Origin of the sequence: Streptococcus sp. 2154 (assembly GCF_013277255.1) — a bacterium.
Lineage (GTDB): Bacteria > Bacillota > Bacilli > Lactobacillales > Streptococcaceae > Streptococcus > Streptococcus pseudopneumoniae.
In genome coordinates, this window is the sequence record NZ_VMMK01000019.1 from 6,106 (window position 1) to 28,459 (window position 22,354).

The window sequence follows — 22,354 nt, forward strand, 5'->3', positions numbered from 1 at the left end:
ATTTTCGAAGAGTATAAAAATCCTCAAGATACTTTCTTTTATCCGTTAGTTTATAAGGAGAACACCTATGAAAAAAACTGCTATTTCTATCTTTGCTCTCCTAGTATTAGGAGCTAGTTGCCTGTTCCTATTCAGCCAGCAAAGCTATAAAAAACAGTCGTTCAATACTATGCTAACGACCAGAACCTGCCAAATAGGATAACTTATAGTGAATATAGCGACAAACGAGAAGCCAACTACGGTGGCACTCTAAACATCACATCTATCAAACAAGCTAATGACGGAGTTTATGCAACCTATGGAGGGCAATTGACACCTTTCCAATAGTGATAAATTGATAACCAGCCTGTCTTCATCTAGTCATGCTGGTTTTTAAGTTCATTCTAAATCCTTACCTATTCTCCCTAACTGTGCTATACTTAATTTAGTACATTCTTTGAGATTGGAGATAAAATGAAAATCCATAAAACTGTGAATCCTGTTGCCTATGAAAACACCTATTACCTGGAAGGTGAAAAACACCTCATCGTTGTAGATCCTGGTAGTCAATGGGAAGCCATTCGTCAGACAATCGAGAACCTCAACAAACCGATCTGTGCCATTCTATTGACCCACGCTCATTATGACCATATCATGAGTCTGGACTTGGTTCGCGAGACGTTTGGCAATCCTCCTGTCTATATCGCAGAGAGCGAAGCCAGCTGGCTCTACACTCCTGTCGATAATCTCTCCGGTCTCCCTCGCCACGATGATATGGCAGATGTGGTCACAAAACCTGCAGAACACACCTTTGTCTTTCACAAAGAATACCAACTAGAGGAATTTCGTTTTAAGGTTCTACCGACCCCAGGGCACTCTATCGGTGGTGTTTCCCTAGTCTTTCCTGATGCTCACCTAGTCTTGACGGGAGATGCTCTGTTCCGCGAAACAATTGGACGGACGGATCTTCCGACTGGTAGTACAGAGCAACTCCTTCATAGTATCCAGACCCAACTCTTCACCCTACCAAACTACGATGTCTATCCAGGACATGGTCCAGCTACTACTATCGCTCACGAAAAGGCCTTCAATCCCTTTTTCTAGCAAGATGATGACAATCGATAGCACAATTTAATACTCAATGAAAATCAAAGAGCAAACTAGGAAACTAGCCGCAGGTTGCTCAAAGCACAGCTTTGAGGTTGCAGATAAAACTGACGAAGTCAGCTCAAAACACTGTTTTGAGGTTGTGGATAGAACTGACGAAGTCAGTAACACATATCTACGGCAAGGCGACGCTGACGTGGTTTGAAGAGATTTTCGAAGAGTATTAGAATTATAAAAAACGCATAATATCAGATGTAGATAATTTGATATTATGCGTTTTATCATGAAAAGATTTTCTAAATCATCTCCTCAAATTGATTTTTTCACAGTCTAAAATATTTGATAGATAAACTATGAATTGGAGTTATTCTGACTCCTTACGAAAGCTAAATAATCCAGCAGTTAGAGTTAACATTCCAAATAGGGTGGCGAGAATTGAGTGATTTTCTCCAGTATTTGGCAAAGTCTTAGCTACTTGTTTCGAAATAGTTTCAGTCTTAGTTGCTAACGACTCAGCTTGAGTTTTTGTACTACTTGCGTCATTTCCTTTTTGTTCAGTATTACTACTATTTACAACTGGAACAGGAGTTGTACTACCTCCGTTATTGCGGCTTGCGGCAACTTTGAAAGTCATAGCATAGATACTGAAGTGATTGGTTTCAAAAGTCACCTTATCTGTATCTTGTTTGAACTTCAATGCCTGTAAAGTACCATCTGGAGCAACATAGTAAACATTTTCAACTGGCTTATCGGCAGAAAGACTTACTAGAACCATGCCATTTGGCTGGATAGCTTTACCATTCGCGTCATATAGATGAATGTCAAATGCCTTGTAGTCTTTTGATTCAAGTGAAGTCGGCTTGGTTTCTTCTACCTTGATATAGCTGACATTTTTGAGTGTTGCTTCTGAACCATGCACTTGAACGCTTCCAGCTTTGTTCGAAAGAACACGAGTATTGTTTGGGATGGCTGGATTAAGCGTAGGCGTTACGGGAGTTGTCGGTGTTATTGGAGCAACTGGTGTAACTGGATTTACAGGTTTCTCGCTTGGCTTTTCTGCTGGTTTCTCTGGCTTAGCAGGTTGTGGTTGATCAACTGGAACAGTAGGAACACTTGGTTGCTTGTCTGGCTTAGGTTGTTCACTTGGCTTAACTTCAGGTTTTACTTGCTCAGCTGGTTTTTCAGCAGGGTTCTTAAACAAGAAAACGTAAGTATCGTAGGTTTCACCAAATAGATTGTATGAATGAGTTTTAGTTTTCTCATCATAGCGATTTGTTTCTTCACTTGGGAATCCTGGATAATAGAGTTCTTCCAGTTTTCTATCCTTAGTTAATGTATAAACCTGAATATCTTCTTTCTTCTCTTTTGATTTGATAGTTAAAGAGATGCCACCACCTTGGAGAGTTCGATTTGTTCCGTAAGTTGGATTTCCATTTTTATTAGGAACTTCATAGAAGATTGTATAAGCTTCGTAGTTCATTCCTTCCAACTCTGGAACTTTTACTCGAACAAGAGCAGGTTTAAACCTACTGTCCATATCTCCAAATCCGCTACCTTTAAATTTTATCTCTTTACCGTTTTCGAACATCGGATTATTGAAATTCGAATTAAAAGTATTTACTTTTATATGAGAGCCTGCATGAAGCAAGTCTGGTTCAGCTGTCCACCAACCGTAAGAGGTTTTTTCTACATTTTCAGCAGGAAGTGGAGCAGCAAGGTCGTTTGTTGTTAGAGTAGGACGACCTGTTCCATTATTAAACCAACGTTTTGGCTGGTCGTTACGATAAGGAATCTTTGGCAATCCAGTATTTTCGGCTGGTTCCACTGGTTTAGCAGGTTGTGGTTGTTCTGCAGGTTTAACCTCTGGTTGAGGGGTTTCTGCTGGTTTTGGAGATGGAACGGGTGTTTCAGCTGGTTTATTTTCAACCGGCTTGTTCTCAGCTGGTTTCGGCTGCACAGTTGGTTCAACTGTCTCCGCTGGTTTCGAAATTTCAGCAGGTTTTTCCGTTTCCGCTGGTTGCGGATCTTTAGGTGTTGGTTTTTCTTCTACTGGTTTATTTTTAGTATAAATAAAATAGTAGCGAAAAAGATTATCTCCTTTACCATTTTTGTAGCCAGAACCACGCAAAGCATAAGCTGCATCATAACTGACTCTGACAACTTTTGGATCTGGGTCGATATCTGGATGATCTGCAGCTGATTTTACGACGTGGCTAAAAGTGTAGTCGGAGAATTTTTTTGCTGTTAGTATTCCATCTGCATCATCTTTATCGGTATCGAACCGTAATGATCTAACTGTTGCGTGTTCTGGACTATCAATCCTGGATTCAGTAGTGTATCCATATTTTTGGACACGATCAGCATCCAAGAAATCTGCTTGGACTTTGTATTCTCGATAAGTCCAGTCTGCTAAAGTAGGAAAGCCTTGCCCATTTGTTCCGGGAATTGGCGTGTTTAGAAGTTTATCAGCATCTATTCCAGAAAGAGCGTAAAGCTTTTGATTTGCTTCAGATACAATCTTGTCGTTCTCTTCTTTAGTCATAGACATGACTGCGCCAGCTTTGTATGCCAAATCTTCCGCCACCATCTTCTTCATCTCTTCAGAATCTGTTATAGGTTGTTCTGGTTCAGGCGTTATGATTGGTAGACCTGGCTCAGGTAGCTGATTGGTTGGATCGACGTTGTATTTTTTCTCGATCTCAGCATTTTTCTTGTCCTCTGCGATAGCCTCATCTGTTCCGTTTGCGAGAATGTTGCCCTCGGTCGAAGGTTTTTCGACAGGCGCGGGCTCTTCTACCGGCTTTTCAGCAGGTTTCGAAACTTCTTTGCCTGGCTTTGGCTTAGCGATTGGGTCGAGCATACTGAAATCAACCCAGCTACCATTAGGTTTTGGTGCAGGTGTTGGTTGAGCAACATTAGGTTTAGCAGCAACATTTGGCTGCGGCGCAACGTTTTCCTCGGCACGCACCAAAGTTGGCACGGCAGCACTAAGAGTTACAGCAGAGAAAGTGACAATACCTAGTTTAGTTAGTTTATTCATAATTTTTCCTCCTTGGGAATGTATAATTGCCTTTTTAGGCTTATAAAATAACAAAATCAACTTCCTTTCAAGACCACAAAAGCAAAATTTTGAGCCAACTCATTCTCTAAACATTTAATGTTCTTGATAGAAGCCTTAAATGAACCTTTATCCATTAACTGAACAATACAGCTATTACACTATTACATATCTTAATAATTTTTAAATTTTTTGTTACCATAAGCTCGCTAACTACTTTAGAGATAGGGAACTAAGTGTATCGCGTAACGACCGTTAAACGATACACAAAAAATACCAGTCTAATACAGGTTAAAAACACTGTTAAACTCGTATTTTTTAAATATTCATATTGTTGTTTTGACTGTTTCATCAAACGGTCGTTAATCGAAACAAATTTACAGCTTCATTCTACCATTTTTCCCTATTTTTAGCAATGATTTTCCGTTTTTTTTTGACGATTGTTCGCCACTTTATTGCGTTCTAACACTTTATATAGGGTTGATGTAGAAATTTGTTCAGCTTTTGCAATATTACGTATGCTTATATTTGAATGTAGATATTTGTTAAGTATCCGCTCCTCCTTTTCTTTTGAAATCCGTTTTGCTCCTAATCTAACACCATTTTCCTTAGCTTTTCGAAGTCCTTCTTTTGTGCGAAACCTCAGATTTTCCAGCTCATTTTCTGCCACAAAGCCTAAAATGACGCAAAGTAACCTGCCAATAAGAGAGTCTGTTTCTAGTTTTTCATGCAAACTGACTAGCTGAATATGATATTCATTAAATTGTTCAATAAGTTCTAGTAGCTTAAACATAGATCGAGTCAGTCTATCTAACTTATAGATAGTGAAAGTAACCTGCTTGCCATCTTTCGAAAAGTCAGAGGCCAGTTTTAAGGCTTTTGTAAGTTCAGGACGAGTGTTATTTGCACCAGATTCCTTTTCTATAAAAAGTTTATCGCAATGTTTGAGAGCTTCGATTTGCACTTTCAATCCTAGGTCTTGCTTATGAGTAGATACACGGGCGTAGCCTATGTTGATAGTCTTTTGAGACATAAAAATCCTCCTGTTATCTTGATACAGAGGGATATTTTACTATGAATTTTAAAATAAGAAAAGACTTCAATTTCATAATCCCTATCTATGTACACCCCAAAAGCTAGATTATTCTATCTAACTTTTTAGGGTGTACATAGATAGGGAAGGTGTAATTATAGGAGTTTTACTTGTCTCTTTGTATTACCAAATAATCACGCGCTCTTCTGGTGAACGCCACATACCGTCTCCTTCTTTGACATCATAGGTTGTAAAGAAATCATCGAAGTTTGGCACTTGTACATTGACACGGAGTTTGGCTGGCGCGTGCACATCGACGCTAGCCAAGAGTTTCATAAATTCTGGACGACCTTTCATGCGCCAGATGCGACCGAAGTTGTAGAAGAATTCTTCTGCTGAGAAGTCTGGTTCTCTCCTAGCTGCTTCAAGCGCTGCAGCGATTCCTCCCAAGTCAGCCACGTTTTCTGACACAGTCAATTTACCGTTAATGGTTGCTCCATAAGAATCCTGTCCATCAAATTGGTCAATAACTTTTTGTGTTTTCTCCTTGAAGGCAGCATAGTCGCTCTCTGTCCACCAATCCTTGAGGCTACCATTTTCATCAAAGGAAGCTCCGTTGGTATCAAAGGCGTGGGAAATTTCATGGGCAATAACCGCCCCGATACCCCCGTAGTTAGCAGAAGATGACTGATGCAAGTCATAGAAAGGTGCTTGTAAAATAGCTGCTGGAAAGACAATCAGGTTCTTCTGTGGATTGTAGTAGGCATTGACCATATGAGCAGGCATGCCCCATTCCTTGTAGTCAACAGGTTGGTTCCACTTGCTCCAACTGTGTTTGATTTCCACACGCGCAAAAGCTAGAGCATTGTCAAAAAGACTAGCCGTTTCATCCACTACCTTGTCCTTATAGCGTTCTGGCAATTCTTCTGGGTAACCGATGTAAGGCTTGATAACATTGAGTTTGACGATGGCCTTGTCACGAGTTTCGGGAGTCAGCCAGTCATTTTTAGCCAAGCGTTCCTTATAGACATCAATCATAGTTGCTACTTTTTTCTCTACGTCTGCCTTAGCTTCTGGAGAGAATTTTTCATGGGCATACCAAAGACCCAAGGCTTGTTTGAAAGGACCTTGTGCTAGTTGATAAGCTGCCTTGACCTTGTCTTTAGCTTGTGGAACTCCTGAAAGCGCACGGCTATAGGCACCTGACAAGACACGGATTTCTTCTGTTAAATAGCTGGTTGAGAGATTCACAACACTTAAAATTAAGGTTGCCTTGAGGAGAGGCCAAGCCTCTTCACTATAGAATTGGTCTGCTGCTTGCCAGAAACGTTCTTCGTCTACAATAACCTTGTCTGGTACTTGTCCAAGAACAGCTTGGAAAAAGTCATCCAAAGGTAGGGCAGGCGCAAATTTCTTGAAATCTTCATATGAATATGGGTGGTAGAGCTTGGCATATTCTGAACTTTCTTCATTAGAAAGCACAACTGCTGCAATTCGGCGGTCCAATTCTAGTCTTTTCTCTATCAAGTCTTCAATTTCTTCACCAGAGAAATCATAAGCCTTGAGAAGATTTGTACTGGTTTCTTTCCAAAGAGTCAAGAGCTCTTCGCGCTGAGGATGTTCTTCTGCATAGTAGGTCGTATCTGGCAAGATTGTGCTTGGAGCGCTAGCCCATAGAACATTGATTCTAGCATCCATAAAGTCTGGCGATACACCAAAAGGAAGGAAGTTTGGTTTTCCAGCAAGCTCAAACTCTGCTAGTTTAGCTGTAAAATCCGCAAAAGTCTCCAACTCTTGGAATTCTTTAAGGAGTGGTAAGACAGGTGTGATACCGTCAGCTTCTCTCTTGTCAAAATCACGAACTAGGCGGTGGTATTTGACAAAGTTTGCCAAGATAGCATCCTCAGGCACCTCTTCACCTGCTAACCACTTGTCTGTTGTCGCCAGCATCAAGTCTTCAATTTCCTGATCTAAATCAACAAAACCTCCTGTTTGAGACTTATCTGCTGGGATTTCAGCTGTCTGTTGCCATTCTCCATTGATAGCATCATAAAAATCATCTTGATAACGTGTCATCTTGTTCTCTCTTTCATTTGTATTTGTCTTTATCTTAACAAAAATCACTAGGGAATGCAATTAAAAATGAACTTTCCTTTTCTATCATTTTTCAGTTATTATTTCAATTTTTTAAAAATTCACAAAAAAATTAATTGTCTGAAAAATGAATTGACAAAAAATATATAAAATGATAAAATTCTATCTATCTCATAGCTTTGCTACTTGAAATTTAAATATTAGGAGGTAGATTTTATGCTTAAGCAAAAACGTGTTCATTCTGTAAGTATTGCAGGAATCGCAGTAGAAGGATAGTAATACTTTCTTCACCGAGGCTGGTAACTAGACTTTCTCTAGTTACCTTTTCTTTTAATTGATATAAAGAGATATAATGGATCTACTAAAAGCTCGTCCAAAACTAAAAAAGGCTTACCCAGTAGTATATAAAGACGGATCGGTCTATATAGGTGGGGTTGGAGAAATTACAGAATATGAAGACCCTAGCGGAGCTATTGAATACATGCTCAAAAAAATGGATGGAATTAATACCGTCGAAAAAATCATAAGAGAAGTTTCAGAAACCTACAGTGAACTATCACCATCTGATGTAATGGAAGCTATTGATGAAATCAGTAAAGAACGATTTATCGAGGATTTAAATCTTACTGGTTCTAAAATATTATCCAAGTATGAATTAGAACGTTATCACAGAAACATCAACTTTTTTTCATCTTACGCAACTTTAAGTGAAAATAAATATATTTCTCAAAAAAAATTAATTGATTCAAAAATTGGAATTATTGGATTAGGCGGATTAGGCTCTCACATTATATATGACTTAGCTGGCTTAGGTATAGGAGAAATAAAAGCTGTTGAATTTGATGTCGTTGATATATCTAATTTAAATAGACAAATTTTATATAACTTTGATGATATAGGAAAGAGTAAAGCAAGTATAGCAAAACAACGCATCTATGAATTTAATCCTCAAATAAAATTTACTGTTGAGGAAAAGAAAATCAATTCATCTGAAGATGTTGTTGAATCATTCCGAGGATTCGACTGCTTAATACTAGTTGCGGATAGACCTAAAATCAAACTAGCAAGATGGGTAAATGAAGCTATAGTAAAGCTGAATATTCCTTTATTTTGTGCAGGTTTAGAAGCGCAATGAGCCCTGCAATATACTATTATCCCCAAAATATCTGGATGCATAGATTGTTGGAGAAATACTATCCAAAAAGAACACCCTATTTCTCACCTAATCCTTGAAGAAAGAACTCGTTTAAATTTAGTTGGTGACAATACTGCCATAGCTCCTCTAGTATCTGTAGCAACTGGTATCATTTGTTCAGAAGTTACAAAATATATCACTGGTATCGGTGAATTAACTACTGTAGGCCAATTAAAATCTATAGATATGAATACAATGACTACAAAAATAGCCGAGCATTGGCATATAGATCCCAATTGTATAACCTGTCGTGGAGGTAATATTATTGAATAGAAATTACAAAATATTGTGGCTAACATTTCTTGTATCCAACTTTGGTGATTGGCTAAGAAAATTAGCTCTACCTTTGCTAGTATTTGAGAAAACAGGATCTCCATTTCATATGGCTACTCTATACGGTATTTCATTTTTACCATGGATTTTATTTTCTCTAGTAGGAGGTATATTAGCAGATAAATTCAAAAAAGTATATATCATTTCAATATGTCATTTAATCTCATTAGTCATTCTAAGTTTGCTAATAATATCTTTTAAAAATGATAATATACTCTTACTCTTAATTTATATTTTAACCTTCCTGCTCTCCTCTACAGAGCCATTAGTCCACCCAGCATTTCAAAGCTTGTTACCACAGATTGTAACAGACAATCAGCTATCAAAAGCCAATTCAGGAATCCAACTTATTGACAATACATTAAATCTTATTGGTCCTATGATTAGTGGTTCTGTTCTATTACTTATTAATCCAGCTAAAGTTTTATGGGTCAATGCTCTTACCTTTTTAATTGCCAGCCTATTAATTCTCTGCATAAAAACTCCAGAAAATACACTAGTAAATATCTCTAAAAAAGAGAGTCTTTCTAAAACAATATCTATTGGTTTGCACTATGTAAAAAATGATAAAATCATCCTAAGTGGAGCTATTCTTTTTTTTGGAACAAACTTTGGTATTCATATATTTCAGGCCAACTTAGTTTACTATATTACAGATGTTCTAGGCTATACCTCCTTTCACTATGGATTAATACTCTCAATAGCTGGTGTAGGAGCTATATTAGGTGCTATTCTTGCCCCTGAATTAATTAAAAAGTTTAGATATGGAAAAATCCTCTCCATCAGTACAATGCTAGCTGGTCTATCTACTATGTTGCTATCAATTAACACAAACTATATATATATGGGAGTATTTTTAGGTTTGAGTAATATGTTTGGCAATATCAATGCCATTACATATTTTACGTTACGACAAAAAGTTGTCAAAAAAGAAATGTTGGGACGTGTTGTTAGTATTACTAGAATGATCTCATTTGCTTCTATCCCCTTAGGAGCATACCTTGGAGGGATACTTGTTTCACATAACTTAACTATCATAAGTATTCTAATATTAGCAGGTACTATAAGATTTCTTGCAGGGGGATTTAGTTACTTTAGTCCATTAACCAAAAGTAAAAACTATTGATGTTTAAAGTGTGATATACTGATTCAAAATAATTCATCAAAGAATCGCTCATACTCAATAAAAATCAAAGAGTAAACTAAGGGCTTATCCATAGATGGATTAAAACACTTTTTGAAGTACAGATAGTAAATCTAATTAAAGAATCTTTAAAATCATAAAAACGCATAATATCAGGTGTATAAACCTTGAGATTATGCGTTTTATTAGACATCCTACTAAATATATAGCAAAATAGAGTTAGTTGGAGCTGGAGTAGTACAATGCTGCTTCTAAGGCATTTTTATAATTTACTTTGAATTTCTAACAATGTTTTAAAAAACTCGGTGGACTATTCCAAATTCAATCCACTATATATTGATTCCCTTGTGTGATGTGTAAAGATTTTTTAATGACTTATTTTAATTTTTTCAAAAATTAACTTGACTTAATTTTTTTTTTAATGTATATTAAGAGACAGGAGGAATATAAGTTTATGATACGTATCGAAAACCTCAGTGTCTCCTACAAAGAAACGTTGGCACTTAAGGATATTTCACTAGTGCTCCATGGACCGACAATTACAGGTATCATTGGTCCAAACGGTGCTGGAAAATCAACATTATTAAAAGGGATGCTGGGAATTATCCCACATCAAGGTCAGGCATTTCTCGATAACAAGGAAGTTAAAAAATCCTTACACCGAATTGCCTATGTCGAACAAAAAATCAATATCGACTACAACTTTCCCATCAAGGTCAAGGAATGCGTCTCGTTAGGACTCTTTCCCTCTATCCCTCTCTTTCGAAGTTTAAAGGCTAAACATTGGAAGAAAGTGAAAGAAGCCCTTGAAATCGTCGGTCTAGCTGACTACGCTGAACGGCAAATCAGTCAACTGTCTGGAGGTCAATTCCAGCGGGTCTTGATTGCCAGATGTTTGGTACAGGAAGCCGACTATATCCTCTTGGATGAACCCTTTGTTGGGATTGACTCTGTCAGTGAGGAAATCATCATGAATACGCTGAGAGATCTGAAAAAAGCTGGGAAGACGGTTCTCATCGTCCACCACGACCTCAGCAAGGTTCCCCACTACTTCGATCAAGTCTTACTTGTCAATCGAGAAGTGATTGCCTTTGGTCCAACCAAAGAAACCTTTACCGAAGCCAATCTCAAAGAAGCTTACGGTAATCGACTCTTTTTCAATGGAGGTGACCTATGATTGCAGAATTTATCGATGGATTGCAAAAATTCCATTTCCTACAAAATGCCTTGATAACAGCTATTGTCGTCGGGGTCGTAGCTGGAGCTGTAGGATGTTTCATCATTCTACGTGGGATGTCACTCATGGGAGATGCTATTTCACATGCTGTCTTACCAGGTGTAGCCCTCTCCTTTATCTTGGGAGTTGACTTCTTTATCGGAGCCATTGTCTTTGGATTGCTAGCTGCTATCATCATTACCTACATCAAGGGGAACTCGATTATCAAAAGCGATACCGCCATCGGCATTACCTTTTCTTCTTTCTTAGCCCTCGGTATCATCTTGATTAGTGTCGCTAAAAGTTCAACTGACCTTTTCCATATCCTTTTTGGTAATATTCTAGCCGTCCAAGATACGGATATGTTTATCACTATGGGCGTAGGGGCGGTCATTCTCTTGTTAATCTGGATTTTCTTCAAGCAACTCTTGATCACTTCCTTTGATGAACTTCTGGCTAAAGCCATGGGAATGCCTGTCAATTTCTATCACTACCTCCTCATGATACTCCTGACTCTCGTGTCTGTGACAGCCATGCAAAGTGTTGGAACTATCCTGATTGTAGCCATGCTGATTACCCCAGCTGCAACTGCTTATCTGTATGCTAATAGCCTGAAAAGTATGATTTTCCTTTCCTCAACCTTTGGAGCTACAGCTTCAGTTTTGGGACTCTTTATTGGCTATAGTTTAAACTTAGCAGCTGGTTCTAGCATCGTACTTACAGCTGCTAGCTTCTTCTTAATCAGTTTCTTTATCTCTCCTAAACAACGATATTTGAAACTAAAAAATAAACATTTGTTAAAATAAGGGGCAAAGCCCCAATAATAAATTGGAGGATCTAATGAAAAAATTAGGTACATTACTCGTTCTCTTTCTTTCCGTCATTGCTCTTGTAGCATGTGCTAGTGGAAAAAAAGATGCAGCTTCTGGTCAAAAACTAAAAGTTGTTGCTACAAACTCAATCATCGCTGATATTACTAAAAATATTGCTGGTGACAAAATTGATCTTCATAGTATCGTTCCGATTGGGCAAGACCCACACGAATACGAACCACTTCCTGAAGATGTTAAGAAAACTTCTGAGGCAGACCTCATTTTCTATAACGGTATCAACCTTGAAACAGGTGGCAATGCTTGGTTTACCAAATTGGTAGAAAACGCTAAGAAAACTGAAAACAAAGACTACTTTGCAGTCAGTGAAGGTGTTGATGTTATCTACCTTGAAGGAAAAAATGAAAAAGGTAAAGAAGACCCACACGCTTGGCTCAACCTTGAAAATGGGATTATCTTTGCTAAAAATATCGCCAAACAATTGAGCGCCAAAGACCCTAACAACAAAGAATTCTATGAAAAAAATCTCAAAGAATATACTGATAAGTTAGACAAACTTGATAAAGAAAGTAAGGATAAATTTAATAACATCCCTGCTGAAAAGAAACTCATTGTAACCAGCGAAGGAGCATTCAAATACTTCTCTAAAGCCTATGGTGTCCCAAGTGCTTACATCTGGGAAATCAACACTGAAGAAGAAGGAACACCTGAACAAATCAAGACCTTGGTTGAAAAACTTCGCCAAACAAAAGTTCCTTCACTCTTTGTAGAATCTAGTGTTGATGATCGTCCAATGAAGACTGTTTCACAAGACACAAACATCCCAATCTACGCACAAATCTTTACTGACTCTATCGCAGAACAAGGTAAAGAAGGCGACAGCTACTACAGCATGATGAAATACAACCTTGATAAGATTGCTGAAGGATTGGCAAAATAATCTAGATATTAGTTTATCTATTACTAGGTTCTTGTCTCTCTTTACATTACTTCTAATATTAGCTTTGTTAGTTCTATCTCTAGCTACAAAACAGCGTTTATAAGAATAAAGATTTCTTAAATCAGTACGAACGAAGTGAGTTTTTACCAGATATTTCTCACTGTAGTGGTATCCTAGATAAGAACTTTGATCTTATCTAGGACGGAATTTTTGAGACCTAGGGCTCAAAAATTAGGGATGAAATTCCGAAGGAAGTTGCTCCCGTCCGCACTACCTTCGAGAAATATCAAATAGATAAAAAATCTGAAAAACGTCATTCTCACATGAGCTGGCGTTTTTTCTATGCCCACATTTCCGGTCAAATCATTGGAAAATTTCGATCGTTTCAGCTAAAATGGAAGAAAAAAGATTGGAGTATCTTATGGTAACTTTTCTCGGAAATCCTGTGAGCTTTACAGGTAAACAACTACAAGTCGGCGACAAGGCGCTTGATTTTTCACTCACTACAACAGACCTTTCTAAAAAATCTCTGGCTGATTTTGATGGCAAGAAAAAAGTCTTGAGTGTCGTGCCTTCTATCGATACAGGTATCTGCTCAACTCAAACGCGTCGCTTTAATGAAGAACTGGCTGGACTGGACAATACGGTTGTCTTGACTGTTTCCATGGACCTACCTTTTGCCCAAAAACGTTGGTGTGGTGCTGAAGGCATTGAAAATGCCATCATGCTCTCAGACTATTTCGACCATTCCTTTGGACGTGACTATGCCCTCTTAATCAATGAGTGGCACCTATTGGCACGCGCAGTCTTTGTCCTCGATACTGACAACACTATTCGCTATGTTGAATACGTGGACAATATCAACTCTGAACCAAACTTCGAAGCCGCAATTGCAGCTGCTAAAACCCTATAGAAAAAATCCTCTGTCACAAAGAGTTCCCTACTCTTTGAAACGGAGGATTTTTGTTTACGAGTAAATACAAGTTCAATCAGCTAAAAATAACTACCTTATGCTCAATGAATATCAAAGAGTAAACTAAGATTCTAGCCACAGGCTACTCAAAACACTGTTTTGGGTTTTCAAATGGAAGCTGACCTGGTTTGAAGAGATTTTCGAAGAGTATTACTCTACAGATTTCAAGGCTTCAAGCATATCAACCTTTCTCAGATGATGATTGACAAAGAAACCAAGCAAGGTCAAAATGATGCTTACTGCTGCCACTGGGATTACATATACTTCCCAGCCTACCTGTGGATAAAAGAGAATAGTCGCAGGCGAAATCATTTGAATCAAAAATTGATGTAAATAGAAACCAGATACCAAACCAAGTACGATTCCCACAAGGGACAGCACAATCGTCTCACGGTAAATGTAGAGGGTGACTTCATTATTATGAAAACCGAGAACCTTGATTGTGGAGAGTTCACGGATTCTCTCAGCCACGTTGATATTGGTCAGATTGTAAAGGATAACAATAGCCAACAGAACCGATACGATGACCAAGATAGTCATGGTCTGATTGAGTGAACTAGCGACGGAGTCAAAGAGGCGAATGGATGAAGCATTCTGGACAACGCTGGACACCGCAGCTTGATTCATAAGTAATCCTGCCTGCCTTTCAATACTAGTTGCACTAGTATCCCTTAGACTAACCAGATAAGTGTTGGCTTGGGCCAGCTGTCCGTATATTTGCTCATAGCTAGCCTGACTCATATAAATAAAGTGACCAACGTAGTTCTCAGCAATGGCAGCGACCTTTAGTTCCTGATCTTCAATTTCTAGAGTCTGCCCAACCTTGACATCTGCCAGCTGGGCTAGTTTAGCTGTAATAACGACGCCATCTTTTAATGTCAGTTCCTGCTGATGTTTTTGCAGATGAATAAAGGGAGTCAAATCTTCCTTCTTTGTCATCATAAGGGTAATAGTCTGAAGACCAGCCTTACCTTTGAAATCCTTGTCCAGCGTTTTAGAATAGATTTTCTGATAGGCTTGGATATCCTGCCCTTTCAACACTTCTTCTAACTCTGCCTTGTCCTGATTGGTCGCACTAGGATTTTCAGAGACAATCATCTGATACTGTTGAATTTGTTGAAACTGTCTAGACGGAACTCCTGCTACAGAGGATTGAATTCCCAAACCTGCAAAAAGCAGAGCTACAGAACCTGCCACACCAAAGATCGTCATCAACATCCGCTGCTTATAACGGAAGATATTGCGAGCTGTTACCTTATGAGTAAAACTGAGACGACGCCAGATAAAACCGATGCGCTCTAGTAAGATTTTAGCTCCTTTGACAGGAGGTTTAGGTAGTAAAAGCTGGGCTGCTTCGTCATGAAGTTCCCTACGAGCTACCAAGTAGGCTGGTAACACACTCGCCAACCAACTCAAGACAAGAGCCAGTAAGCTATAGGTCCAATAGAACTGAATCTGGGTTTCTCCCACCACCATGCCTTTTGTAATGACACTTGAAATCACACTAGCTAGTAAATAATGGCCAAGTATACTACCTAGAGCTGTTCCGACAGTCCCAGCTACTAGACCATAGAGGAGAAATTTAGCGATAATATCCTTGCTGCGATAGCCCAAGGCCTTAAAAATCCCAGCATGAGTTCGTTCTTCATCCACAAAACGAGTCATGGTTGTAAAGGTCACCATGGCTGCTACGGCATAAAGCACTACAGGAAAGATATTGCCCACTGCCCGAATACTGGCTGAAGCATTACTGTACATGAGATAACCTTGACCGCCAGGCATGGTCTGACGATTATAGACTTGATACCTTGGTTCCGCCAAATCATCCAAAACTTGCTGATGTTTTTCTAATTTTTCCTTTTCTTGGGCTAGATTTTGTTCGGCCTGCTTTAGTCTATCCTCTTCCTTGCTCAATTCCTGCTTGGCTTGGGTAAATTGAGCACTAGCCTGGTCTCTTTGAACTTGAGGAAGCAAGGCTAGTTGACTTTCCTGAGTCTGTAAACGAGCTTGAGCAGCTGCTAAACGACGCTTACCTTCCTGCAAATTAGTCTCAGCCTTATTAAGGGTCTCTTGCCCCTTATCGAGAGACTCTTGTCCTTCTTTTTTCAAGAGTTGCAGACGTGCCTTACCATTATCTGACAAAGCTTGTTCAAGGTCTTCCTGATGTTGCTTGGATTTTTCTTCATAAGCTGCTGAAAAAGCATTTAAACCTGACAAATCTTGATATTTTAAGCGTGCTATATTGTAGACTTTCTGATCAAACTGACTAGGTAAAATGACCCCATAGGCTGTCAGAGTCCCACTTCCACTTCCTGCGTAGCCCATATCTCGCTGGGAGAGGATTTCAGCCGAATCCACAAAACCAGTAATGGTATAAGTATGGTCTTTTAAAGAGGAATGACCCTCTTCTTTTTCTTTAAAACTAATCTCCTGTCCCACGCTGTATTGGCCTTGCAAATGAGTGGCCAAAGCGATTTCCTTGTCTGACTGAGGAAGTCGTCCCTTTCTTAGCTGAAAGGTTGAAATTCGCTCTGGTTTGGAGTACAGCCGAATGGCATCCTGCCCATTATCCATAGTCACATCTGTCAAATAGCCAAACTCGACCTCTGCGCCCTCCGTCTGTTTTAGTTCTTCTTGGTCTGCTTGATCCAAGCCATAGTTAGACATGACTGCCAAATCCAAGGTTTGAGCAGTTGTTAAATAAGCATTAGCTGTCGCCTCCATGTTGGGACTGGTTACTTTGAGGCCTACTAAGGCTAGAGATCCCAACATCATCAGGATCAAGATGGATAAAAAACGCCCCTTGGAGCCTGTAAAGGACTGAATTAAGTCCTTCCAATAGGTTTTTCGATTAATCATGCTAGTACTCCAAACTGTCAATATCCTGAGGATGCTGGTTGAGCACCACATCCTTGACACTGGCATCGTGCATATGAATCACGCGATCAGCAATGGGCGCCAAAGCTCCATTGTGAGTCACGATAATCACCGTCGCCCCCTTTTGACGAGACATGTCTTGGAGAATCTTCAAGACTTGCTTGCCCGTCTGATAATCCAAGGCGCCTGTTGGTTCGTCACAAAGGAGAATTTTAGGATTTTTGGCTACCGCGCGTGCAATGGAGACTCGCTGTTGCTCCCCTCCAGACAGCTGAGCTGGGAAATTATTGAGACGATGAGCCAGACCTACATCTGTCAAGACCTGCTCAGGATTCAAAGCATCTGTCACGATTTCAGAAGCCAACTCCACATTTTCCTTAGCAGTCAAATTGGAAACTAGATTATAAAACTGAAAAACAAAACCAACATCATTTCTACGATAATTGGTCCTCTGGTGGGAACTATAGTCTGCAATATTAACACCATCTATCCAGATTTCCCCATCATCATTGGTATCCATTCCCCCAAGAAGGTTAAGAACCGTTGACTTTCCTGCACCAGACGCACCTAGAATAATAACCAATTCACCCTTTTCAATCTCAAAATTCACATCGCGATTAGCCACAATCTCCGTGTCCCCAACCTGATAACGCTTGTAACAGTGTTTCATCTCAATATAAGCCATATCTGTTTCTCTTTCTTTCATATTTACTATCATTATATCGCTTTTTCAAGCCATTGGAAACTGGGAACAAAAACAAAAAGCCTAGAAATCAATTCTAGACTTACATTTTTTTATTTTCCAAGGTAGTATTCAGAAACTACGTTCAATTTTTCGTCGAATTCGAATACCAATGGTGGGAAGTTAGGGATTTCCACGTCCATGATCTCGTCATCTGACAAACCTTTGATGTGTTTTACAAGGGCACGGATTGAGTTACCGTGAGCTCCTACGAATACGTTTTTACCATCTTTAAGAGCTGGAGCGATTTTATCTTCCCAGAAAGGAAGGGCACGTTCCAAAGTCACTTTCAAGTTTTCAGCATCTGGGATTACTGAGTCGTCAAGTGAAGCGTAACGACGGTCTGTGTGAGCTGAGTGCTCATCATCACGGTTCATGTTTGGAGGCAATACATCGTATGAACGACGCCAGATGTGAACTTGCTCATCACCAAATTGCTCAGCAGCTTCAGCTTTGTTTTTACCAGTCAAACCACCGTAGTGACGTTCGTTCAGGCGCCATGATTTTTCAACTGGAACCCACAATTGGTCAGAAGCTTCAAGAGCCAAGTTCGTTGTTTTGATAGCACGTTTCAATACTGAAGTGTAAGCTTGGTCAAATTCGATACCAGCTTCTTTGATCAATTTACCAGCGTCAATCGCTTGTTGTGTACCTTTTTCAGACAAATCAACATCAGCCCAACCAGTGAAAAGGTTAGCTTTGTTCCATTCAGACTCACCGTGGCGAGCAAAAACCAATTTTACCATTAGATGGATTCTCCTTCAAATTTTCCGAGGTTTCCCCTCGTTTATCTATTCTATTCTACACAATTTTTCACAAAAAAGCTAGTCAAAACCAAAAAGGAAAGGACTGTTTGGCAATCCTTTTCCTTCTTAGTATCATACAACAACCTTACTTCTCTTCAAATCCTTCTGCGACTGCGTCCGCAAAGTTTTCTTCTACGATACTTGCACAGTGGTCACAGATGACTGCCTGGTAGCTGCGTTCTGCTGTTGTTGGGTCGGTGCGACGGCAACGGTCACATACTTGGCCTGCAGCACGTTCAACTGTGAAGGCGACATCTTCGAAGCTAAGGGCAGCTTCTGGAGCTGGTCCTTCTGCGATGGTCAATTCAGACACAATCAAAAGTTGAGCTACATTGCTGTTTACTGCTTCGAGTAGAGTTTTCACAACTTCATTTGGATAAACTGTCAAGTGTGCTTCAAGTGATTTACCGATAACTTTTGCATTACGAGCTTCTTCCAAGGCTTTTTGAGCTTGTCCACGGAAGTCCATGAAGGCTGCCCATGTATCCAAGATTTCTTCTTGATTAGCAAAAGTTTCCGCTTCTGGCAATTCTGACAATTGAACGAAGTCTTCTGCTTCAAACTCAAGGTATGACCAGATTTCTTCCGCAGTGTGAGGAAGGATTGGTGTCAAGAGTTTGGTGATTTTCACAAGAATGTCATAGAAAACAGTCTGCATTTGACGGCGTTCGAGTGATTTGGCACCTTCGATATAAACAACATCTTTGGCAAAATCAAGGTAGAAGGCTGATAAATCAACGTTGATAAAGTTCACCAAGGCCTTGTAGATTGTCAAGAATTCAAAGTCTGCATAGGCATCACGAATGGTCTTGACAAGCTGGTTAAAGCGAATAGTCATGTACTTATCAACTGAGCGAAGCTCTTCGTAAGCGACTGCATCTTGAGCTGGGTTAAAGTCAGATGTATTGGCAATCAAGAAACGAAGGGTGTTACGGATCTTGCGGTAAGTTTCAGAGACTTGGCTCAAGATATCCATAGAGATACGCACGTCATTGCTTGAGTCAACACTTGTTACCCAGAGACGCAAGATTTCAGCACCAAATTGTTTTTCAACATCGCTTGGAGCAATGGTATTTCCAAGAGATTTAGACATCTTCTCACCTTTACCATCAAGGGCAAAACCTTGTGACAAGATTTGTTTGTAAGGTGCTACGCCATGGTTGGCAACAGATGTGATGAGTGAAGAGTTGAACCAACCACGGTACTGGTCAGAACCTTCTAGGTAAAGGTCTGCTGGGTAAGTCAACTCAGGACGGTTTACAACCACTCCATTCCATGATGAACCTGAGTCAAACCAAACGTCCATGATGTCAGTTTCTTTTTTGAACTCTCCGTTTGGTGAACCTGGATGAGTAAATCCTTCTGGCAAGAGGTCTTTGGCATCACGTTCCCACCAAATGCTTGAACCGTGTACTTCAAAGAGTTGAGCTACATGCTCAATCGTTTCAGCAGTCATGATCGCTGTACCATCTTCAGCGTAGAAAATTGGAAGTGGAACACCCCAAGCACGTTGACGAGAGATAACCCAGTCGCCACGGTCACGAATCATATTGTAAAGACGGACTTTACCCCATTCTGAGTGGAATTTCACTTTTTCAATTTCATCCAAGATTTCTTGGCGGAATTTAGAAACTGAGGCAAACCATTGTGGTACTGCACGCCAGATGATTGGTTTCTTAGTACGCCAGTCAAATGGGTATGAGTGAGAGATTTCTTCTTGGGCAAGAAGGAGGCTGCCGAGTTTTTCAATAACAGTTGGTACAACCTTGTCGTAGAACTGGCCTTCAAACCCAGGACCAGCATTCCCCATCATGATACCGCGTTCATCAACAGTCACTGCGACTTCAAGACCATTAGCAATACCAACATTGTAGTCGTCCTCACCAAAACCAGGGGCTGTATGGACAATACCAGTACCAGAGTCAGTAGTAACGTGATCACCAAGGATAACCAACTCATCTACAGCTGTATCCCATGGGTGTTCTGTTACGATGTGGTTGAGTTCTTGACCACGGTAAGTTGCCAAAACTTGAACATCAGCCCAACCAAATTTTTCAGACAAGCTAGTCAATAATTCTGCAGCAACGACAAACTTACGAGCTTCACCAACAGGTTGAACCAAAACGTAATCAATATCCGCACCAACCGTCAAACCACGAGAAGCTGTGATGGTAAATGGAGTCGTTGTCCAAACAACGATATAAGTGTCTGTATCAAGGGCACCTTTTCCTTCTTTTACCTTGTTGGCATAGTAAAGGGAAGTTGAAACCAAGTCATGGTATTCAATCTCCGCTTCAGCAAGGGCTGACTCAGATGACCAAGACCAGTAAACTGGCTTGGCACCACGGTAGATATATCCTTTATTAGCCATCTCACCAAATACACGGATTTGGGCTGCTTCATAGTCAGGAGTCAAAGTCACATATGGATTTTCCCAGTCACCAGAAACACCCAAACGTTTAAAGTCTTCACGTTGTTTATCTACTTGAGAAAGAGCGTATTCGCGACAAAGTTTCAAGTACTCAACCAAGTCCATTTCTTTGCGTTTAACACCTTGTTTTGCCAAAATTTGCTCGATTGGCAGACCATGAGTATCCCAACCCGGGATAAATGGCGCGTAAAAACCTGACATTGATTTTGAACGAACAATGATATCTTTTGAAATCTTGTTCATAGCATGTCCAACGTGGATATTTCCGTTAGCGTATGGAGGGCCATCATGCAAGGTGAAATGAGGTTTTCCTTGGTTCAATTCTTGACGACGTTGGTAAAGTTTTGCATCTTCCCATTCCTTTTGCCAAACTGGCTCTTTGGTCGGAAGGCCTGCACGCATTGGGAAAGCTGTTTTACCAAGATTAAGAGTATCTTTGAGTTTCATGGTATCTCCTTTATAAACTTTATAAATAATAACAAATTAAAAACCACGACTGCCAAAAAGGACGAAAATCGTGGTACCACCTTTATTCGGAAAAAGATTTAGTCTTTCTCCCTCTTATCCCGTAACGTGGGGAACGTCAAATCTTACTCCATTCAGACTTGAGTTTTTGAGAGGATAATCTTATCAATAGGGATTACAGGACTCACACCATCTCCTGCTCGCTGGAAATATAAGGATAAGATATTGTTCTCAGAATATTTCTTATAAAATTGTAACGGATTCTTGCGGTGCTTCAAATCCTGGTGCTGAATCAAATGTTTCTGTAGCTGGTGTTGGAGCCGAAGGATGTACTGGAGCTACTTCTGGCTCTTCATACATTGGACCAACTGGATGAGCAGGTTCTTCTTCCATTTGAGGACCCACTACAGGAGTTGGAGCTTCCACTTCCTGTTTAGTCTGAGCTTCAAATTCAGCCAATTCTTTATTGGCTGCTTCAATACGAGCCTGTAACTCTGCCATTTCTGCTTGAGAGAACTGACGTGTCATATCAATTGGTTCTTCCTCAATTGGAGCTGGAATCGGTTCTCCAAGTACCTCGCTAACCACTTCTTTAAAGGCTTCATCACTGGTTTGAAGATAAGTAGCTGTTGGGCGAAGAATATCTTCCCAGTCTGAAGATTCAACAATAGCCAACTGACTCTCAATTGTAGATTTGAGACGTTGGTGGAAGACACGGCTCTTATTCTTCAATTCTTCTGTTTCAACAGCAACTTTCTTAGCATTGTCTGTTGCTTGACGAAGAATCTCATTTGCCTTATATTTAGCTTCTTCCAACAAGCGTTGCGCATCCTGCTCTGCTTGATGAATGATATTGTTTGAACGTTCATGTGCTGCTTGTTTCACTCGCTCAGCTGTGTCTTGGGCAATCAATACAGACTGGCTCAATGAATCTTTCATTTCGTCAAAGTAAGACAAACGCTCTTCTAAACTCTTAATACGCAAATCTTTATCATGATTCGCACGAACAAGATCTTCGTAATCACGAACCACAATATCTAAAAATTCATCGACTTCTTCTGGATCAAAGCCTCTGAATCGAGTTCCAAAGGTCTTGTCCTTTATTTCTAATGATGTAATTGGCATTCTATT

At 39.8% G+C, this 22,354-nt stretch carries 16 protein-coding genes and 1 pseudogene; 9 read left to right on the top strand and 8 right to left on the bottom strand.

Features of this window, described 5'->3' with window-relative positions:
• The first annotated feature begins 67 nt into the window (after positions 1 to 67).
• The 3 genes and pseudogenes from HT693_RS12345 (at position 68) to HT693_RS11835 (ending at position 1,291) form a co-directional block, all read left to right on the top strand.
• Positions 68 to 327 (top strand): annotated as a pseudogene (locus HT693_RS12345) (hypothetical protein).
• 126 nt (positions 328 to 453) lie between these two features.
• Positions 454 to 1,083: an MBL fold metallo-hydrolase gene (locus HT693_RS02600; RefSeq protein WP_172924782.1), complete on the top strand. Its 630-nt coding sequence runs from the start codon at positions 454 to 456 to the stop codon at positions 1,081 to 1,083.
• A 37-nt stretch (positions 1,084 to 1,120) separates the two neighbouring features.
• The gene (locus HT693_RS11835) at positions 1,121 to 1,291 is read left to right on the top strand and encodes a hypothetical protein (RefSeq protein WP_240152684.1); all 171 of its coding nucleotides are present in this window, start codon (positions 1,121 to 1,123) and stop codon (positions 1,289 to 1,291) included.
• Positions 1,292 to 1,450: 159 nt separating this feature from the next.
• Here HT693_RS11835 and HT693_RS02610 read toward each other — a convergent pair whose 3' ends face one another.
• The 3 genes from HT693_RS02610 to pepO all read right to left on the bottom strand — a co-directional run bounded on the left by HT693_RS02610 (position 1,451) and on the right by pepO (position 7,253).
• Entirely contained in the window at positions 1,451 to 4,126 is a 2,676-nt protein-coding gene (locus HT693_RS02610; RefSeq protein ID WP_166730939.1) for an LPXTG cell wall anchor domain-containing protein, read from the bottom strand.
• A 427-nt stretch (positions 4,127 to 4,553) separates the two neighbouring features.
• Positions 4,554 to 5,177, bottom strand: a complete 624-nt coding sequence (locus tag HT693_RS02615) for a recombinase family protein (protein WP_000078994.1) — start codon at positions 5,175 to 5,177, stop codon at positions 4,554 to 4,556.
• Positions 5,178 to 5,360: 183 nt separating this feature from the next.
• Positions 5,361 to 7,253 carry an endopeptidase PepO gene (gene pepO / locus HT693_RS02620; RefSeq protein ID WP_023940430.1) on the bottom strand — a complete coding sequence of 631 codons (1,893 nt, stop codon included), beginning with the start codon at positions 7,251 to 7,253 and terminating at the stop codon, positions 5,361 to 5,363.
• Between the two features lie 370 nt (positions 7,254 to 7,623).
• Here pepO and HT693_RS02625 point away from each other — a divergent pair, with 370 nt between their 5' ends.
• From HT693_RS02625 to tpx, 6 genes are all read left to right on the top strand, one after another.
• Positions 7,624 to 8,406 (top strand): ThiF family adenylyltransferase, encoded by a 783-nt coding sequence (locus HT693_RS02625; protein WP_230531986.1) that lies wholly within the window; start codon positions 7,624 to 7,626, stop codon positions 8,404 to 8,406.
• A gap of 325 nt (positions 8,407 to 8,731) precedes the next feature.
• Positions 8,732 to 9,925, top strand: coding sequence for an MFS transporter (locus tag HT693_RS02630; protein WP_001081491.1), 1,194 nt, complete (start codon positions 8,732 to 8,734; stop codon positions 9,923 to 9,925).
• Between the two features lie 472 nt (positions 9,926 to 10,397).
• Positions 10,398 to 11,120, top strand: a complete 723-nt coding sequence (locus HT693_RS02635) for a metal ABC transporter ATP-binding protein (protein WP_000619152.1) — start codon at positions 10,398 to 10,400, stop codon at positions 11,118 to 11,120.
• On the top strand, positions 11,117 to 11,965 hold the full coding sequence (locus HT693_RS02640; RefSeq protein WP_000559791.1) for a metal ABC transporter permease: 849 nt from the start codon (positions 11,117 to 11,119) through the stop codon (positions 11,963 to 11,965). Before HT693_RS02635 ends, HT693_RS02640 begins: the two co-directional genes overlap by 4 nt.
• Positions 11,966 to 11,999: 34 nt before the next feature.
• Entirely contained in the window at positions 12,000 to 12,929 is a 930-nt protein-coding gene (psaA, locus tag HT693_RS02645) for a metal ABC transporter substrate-binding lipoprotein/adhesin PsaA (RefSeq protein ID WP_050253855.1), read from the top strand.
• A gap of 421 nt (positions 12,930 to 13,350) precedes the next feature.
• Positions 13,351 to 13,842 carry a thiol peroxidase gene (gene tpx, locus HT693_RS02650; RefSeq protein ID WP_050253854.1) on the top strand — a complete coding sequence of 164 codons (492 nt, stop codon included), beginning with the start codon at positions 13,351 to 13,353 and terminating at the stop codon, positions 13,840 to 13,842.
• Between the two features lie 210 nt (positions 13,843 to 14,052).
• Here the strand turns inward: tpx and HT693_RS02655 are convergent, their stop codons facing one another.
• From HT693_RS02655 to HT693_RS02675, 5 genes are all read right to left on the bottom strand, one after another.
• On the bottom strand, positions 14,053 to 16,761 hold the full coding sequence (locus HT693_RS02655) for an FtsX-like permease family protein (protein WP_138705201.1): 2,709 nt from the start codon (positions 16,759 to 16,761) through the stop codon (positions 14,053 to 14,055).
• A gap of 1 nt (position 16,762) precedes the next feature.
• Positions 16,763 to 17,464, bottom strand: coding sequence for an ABC transporter ATP-binding protein (locus tag HT693_RS02660; RefSeq protein WP_119947765.1), 702 nt, complete (start codon positions 17,462 to 17,464; stop codon positions 16,763 to 16,765).
• A gap of 110 nt (positions 17,465 to 17,574) precedes the next feature.
• Positions 17,575 to 18,267 carry a phosphoglycerate mutase gene (locus tag HT693_RS02665; protein ID WP_130883159.1) on the bottom strand — a complete coding sequence of 231 codons (693 nt, stop codon included), beginning with the start codon at positions 18,265 to 18,267 and terminating at the stop codon, positions 17,575 to 17,577.
• A gap of 145 nt (positions 18,268 to 18,412) precedes the next feature.
• Entirely contained in the window at positions 18,413 to 21,205 is a 2,793-nt protein-coding gene (ileS, locus tag HT693_RS02670; protein WP_138705202.1) for an isoleucine--tRNA ligase, read from the bottom strand.
• A gap of 261 nt (positions 21,206 to 21,466) precedes the next feature.
• A complete protein-coding gene (locus HT693_RS02675) occupies positions 21,467 to 22,348 on the bottom strand; it encodes a DivIVA domain-containing protein (RefSeq protein WP_001123177.1) in 882 nt (293 codons plus the stop codon).
• Between the last annotated feature and the right edge of the window lie 6 nt (positions 22,349 to 22,354).